General features: G+C 42.1%; 5 protein-coding genes. 4 read left to right on the forward strand and 1 reads right to left on the reverse strand.

Going from position 1 to position 3,324, the window contains the following annotated elements; all coding sequences use genetic code 11:
- From PX484_RS01520 to hisH, 4 genes are all read left to right on the forward strand, one after another.
- Positions 1-331 (forward strand): ABC transporter permease subunit (locus PX484_RS01520; RefSeq protein WP_288102710.1); only part of this gene is annotated, 331 nt, incomplete at its 5' end.
- Between the two features lie 40 nt (positions 332-371).
- Positions 372-1,214 (forward strand): sulfate ABC transporter permease subunit CysW, encoded by an 843-nt coding sequence (cysW, locus tag PX484_RS01525; protein WP_002802588.1) that lies wholly within the window; start codon positions 372-374, stop codon positions 1,212-1,214.
- Between the two features lie 81 nt (positions 1,215-1,295).
- Positions 1,296-2,336 carry a sulfate/molybdate ABC transporter ATP-binding protein gene (locus PX484_RS01530; protein WP_287765424.1) on the forward strand — a complete coding sequence of 347 codons (1,041 nt, stop codon included), beginning with the start codon at positions 1,296-1,298 and terminating at the stop codon, positions 2,334-2,336.
- 286 nt (positions 2,337-2,622) lie between these two features.
- Positions 2,623-3,261, forward strand: a complete 639-nt coding sequence (gene hisH, locus PX484_RS01535; protein ID WP_002802596.1) for an imidazole glycerol phosphate synthase subunit HisH — start codon at positions 2,623-2,625, stop codon at positions 3,259-3,261.
- Here hisH and PX484_RS25605 read toward each other — a convergent pair.
- Positions 3,250-3,324: ABC transporter ATP-binding protein C-terminal domain-containing protein (locus tag PX484_RS25605; RefSeq protein ID WP_353853205.1), on the reverse strand; the 75-nt coding region annotated here is incomplete at its 5' end. The genes hisH and PX484_RS25605 overlap by 12 nt on opposite strands.

Raw genomic sequence — 3,324 nt, forward strand, 5'->3', positions numbered from 1 at the left:
AAAAGAGGTAGAAGAAGCGGCTTTATCCCTCGGTGCTTCCTCTTGGCAAATCTTCTGGCGAGTTATTTTTCCCACAATACTACCCGCTATTTTAACAGGAGTTGCCCTCGGTTTTGCCAGAGCGATCGGTGAATATGGTTCTGTAGTTATTATCTCCTCTAATATCCCCTTTAAGGATTTAATTGCCCCAGTTTTAATCTTTCAAAGACTAGAGGAATATGATTACACAGGGGCGACAGTAATCGGCATGGTTTTATTACTGGTTTCTTTGTTCATGTTAGTAGTAATTAATTTCCTGCAGCAATGGGGGCAAAAATACAGGGTTAAGTAAAGGGTAAAAAACATTAGAGTATAACCGGAGACAGATCAAAATGCTGAGTCTAAAAAAATCAACCAAACCGAAAGAGCGGGATTACAAACCCCTACTAATTATCATCGCTCTTGTCTATCTGGCACTATTATTATTTATTCCCGCAGCGGCAGTATTTTACTATGCTTTTCGCAATGGATTCCAAGCTTTTTTAGAAGCGGCGGGAACTTCTGACTTTATCGAAGCGGTAAGATTAACAGTAATTATTGCCCTAATTACTGTACCTTTAAACACAATTTTTGGACTTTGTGCCGCTTGGGTAATTGCTCGCAATCAATTTCGTGGTAAAACTTTATTAATTAGTTTAATTGACTTACCTTTTGCCGTTTCTCCCGTGGTAGCGGGTTTAATGATTGTACTGCTCTATGGGCGCAATGGTTGGTTAGGTTCTTTTTTAGAACTTTTCAGTATAAAAATACTTTTTGCTTTACCCGGAATGGTATTAGCAACTATATTTGTTACTATGCCTTTTGTCGCTAGAGAAGTTATCCCAGTCTTAGAAGAAATTGGCTTAGAACAAGAGGAAGCGGGGCGCACTTTAGGGGCAAATGATTGGCAGATTTTCTGGCGCGTAACTTTACCCAATATTCGTTGGGGGTTGATGTACGGAGTGCTGTTAACTAATGCCCGGGCGATGGGGGAATTTGGGGCGGTTTCTGTGGTTTCTGGCAGTATTTTAGGTAGAACTGCCACCCTGCCAATTTTCGTAGAACAGGCTTATAAAAATTATCTCACTCCTGCTGCTTTTAGTGCGGCGGCTATTCTCGCCTTACTAGCGGGAGTTACTTTAATTATCAAAGAAATTCTCGAACGTAAAACCGCCCACAAAATTCATACTACTTAACTACAATTAACCTAAAAATATGAGCGGGCGTTGGGTTTCATGCTTCAACCCAACCTACGTTCTACAAAAAACCTAAAAATTATGAGTATTACTATCCACCAAGTTTATAAACGTTTCGGCAATTTTCAAGCCTTAGATAATATCAGTTTAACCATTCCTGAAGGCAAATTAGTCGCCCTCCTCGGACCATCGGGATCGGGAAAATCCACCTTATTACGTTCAATTGCGGGATTAGAAAGTCCCGATAGTGGCGCGATTATCATTAACGGACAAGATACCACCCATCTGGATCCTAGACGGAGAAATATCGGCTTTGTTTTCCAACATTATGCCCTATTTAAACATTTAACTGTTCGTCAAAATATTGCTTTTGGCCTAGAAATTCGCCAGCAAAAATCGCCAGTAATTAAGAAAAAAGTTGAGGAACTATTAGAATTAATTCAATTACAAGGATTAGGCGATCGCTATCCCGCCCAATTATCGGGAGGACAACGGCAAAGAGTAGCTTTAGCCCGCGCTTTAGCCATTCAACCGAATGTATTATTATTGGATGAACCCTTTGGAGCTTTAGATGCAAAAGTTAGAAAAGAATTAAGGGTATGGCTGAGAAATTTACACGAAGAAGTTCACGTTACCAGTGTTTTTGTTACCCACGATCAAGAGGAAGCAATGGAAGTGGCCGATACGATTGTTGTGATGAATCATGGTAAAATTGAACAGGTGGGTTCTCCCGCCGAAATTTACGATCATCCAGCCACACCTTTTGTGATGCAGTTTATTGGGGAAGTGAATATCTTACCCAGTTTAGCAGGATTAGGAAATGGACATCATCCGGGGGATAATTCCACCGTTTTTATCCGTCCCCACGACCTCGAAATTATGCCCAATCAAGATGGGTTGAATAGTTGGGCAGTGGTAAAAAGAGTTATTCATTTAGGCTGGGAAATACAGGTAGAATTAATGTTAGCTGATGGGGAAATGGTGGTAGCTTACCTCAATCGTGAGGAATACAAGCAATTACAGTTACAACCAGAACAAACGGTACATTTAAAACCGAGAAAAGCGACCCTACTCACTGATTTTGACAATAAAAGTGAGAAAGTTATCGATTATTCAATTTAAAAACTTTAGTTGTGTTACAGCTTTTCTGATCAAGATGAAGTTTAACCAGATGTTCATCGACTAGGGAAGACAATCTCTCGGCTGGCTGTAATTCTGGCGAAAGCGGTTGTCAAGGATTGAGATGGCCCTGTGTTTGTTGTGGGAAAAGGGTTTTATCAATTATGCAGGGCTGATTTGTAAGTAGCCGGTTGCGGGTTCAAATCCCATTTAACAACTTTTGATTCAAGGGCTAATTTAGTAGTGTGATTGCTCTAAAATAAGGTCATCGCCCAATCAGTATATAGCAATGACCTTAATCGCTGTCATCGATTACGACATGGGAAATCTGCACTCTGCCTGTAAAGGACTGGAAACCGTGGGTGCAGTGCCGAAAATTACCGATTCTCCCCTAGATCTCGAAAAAGCTGACGCTATTGTCTTACCCGGAGTCGGTTCTTTTGATCCTGCCGTCCGGCAAATTCGCGCTCGTCATCTCGAAAAACCGATCAAAGCGGCGATCGCTAATGGTAAACCCTTTCTCGGTATCTGTCTCGGTTTACAAATTCTCTTTGACTCATCAGAGGAAGGTCAAGAGGCGGGTTTAGGGATTATTCCGGGGACAGTGCGCCGTTTTCGCTCGGAACCTGGCATTACTATTCCCCACATGGGTTGGAATCAGTTAGACTTCACCCAGCCGGATCATGCTCTTTGGCAGGGATTACCCCCGCATCCTCACGTCTATTTTGTCCATTCCTATTATGTTGATCCCCTTGATAGTCATCTGACTGCCGCCACCGTCAGCCACGGCAGTCAAACGGTGACAGCAGCGATCGCTCGTGATCGTTTGGTGGCGGTGCAGTTTCACCCGGAAAAATCCTCGACTAATGGCTTAAAAATTCTGGCTAACTTTGTTGAACAGGTGCAAAAATTAGCTTTAGTCTCCTAAATAAGCCTTTAAAACCCGCTCGTTTTTTTGGATTTCGCTGGGAATGCCATCGGCTAAATTTGT

It is taken from the genome of Microcystis sp. M49636_WE2 (genome assembly GCF_030065375.1).
GTDB lineage: Bacteria > Cyanobacteriota > Cyanobacteriia > Cyanobacteriales > Microcystaceae > Microcystis > Microcystis aeruginosa_C.

Coding starts and splice junctions, on each gene's coding strand:
- cysW (WP_002802588.1), top strand. CDS start 372: ATGCTGAGTCTAAAAAAATCAACCAAACCGAAAGAGCGGGATTACAAA.
- PX484_RS01530 (WP_287765424.1), top strand. CDS start 1,296: ATGAGTATTACTATCCACCAAGTTTATAAACGTTTCGGCAATTTTCAA.
- hisH (WP_002802596.1), top strand. CDS start 2,623: ATGACCTTAATCGCTGTCATCGATTACGACATGGGAAATCTGCACTCT.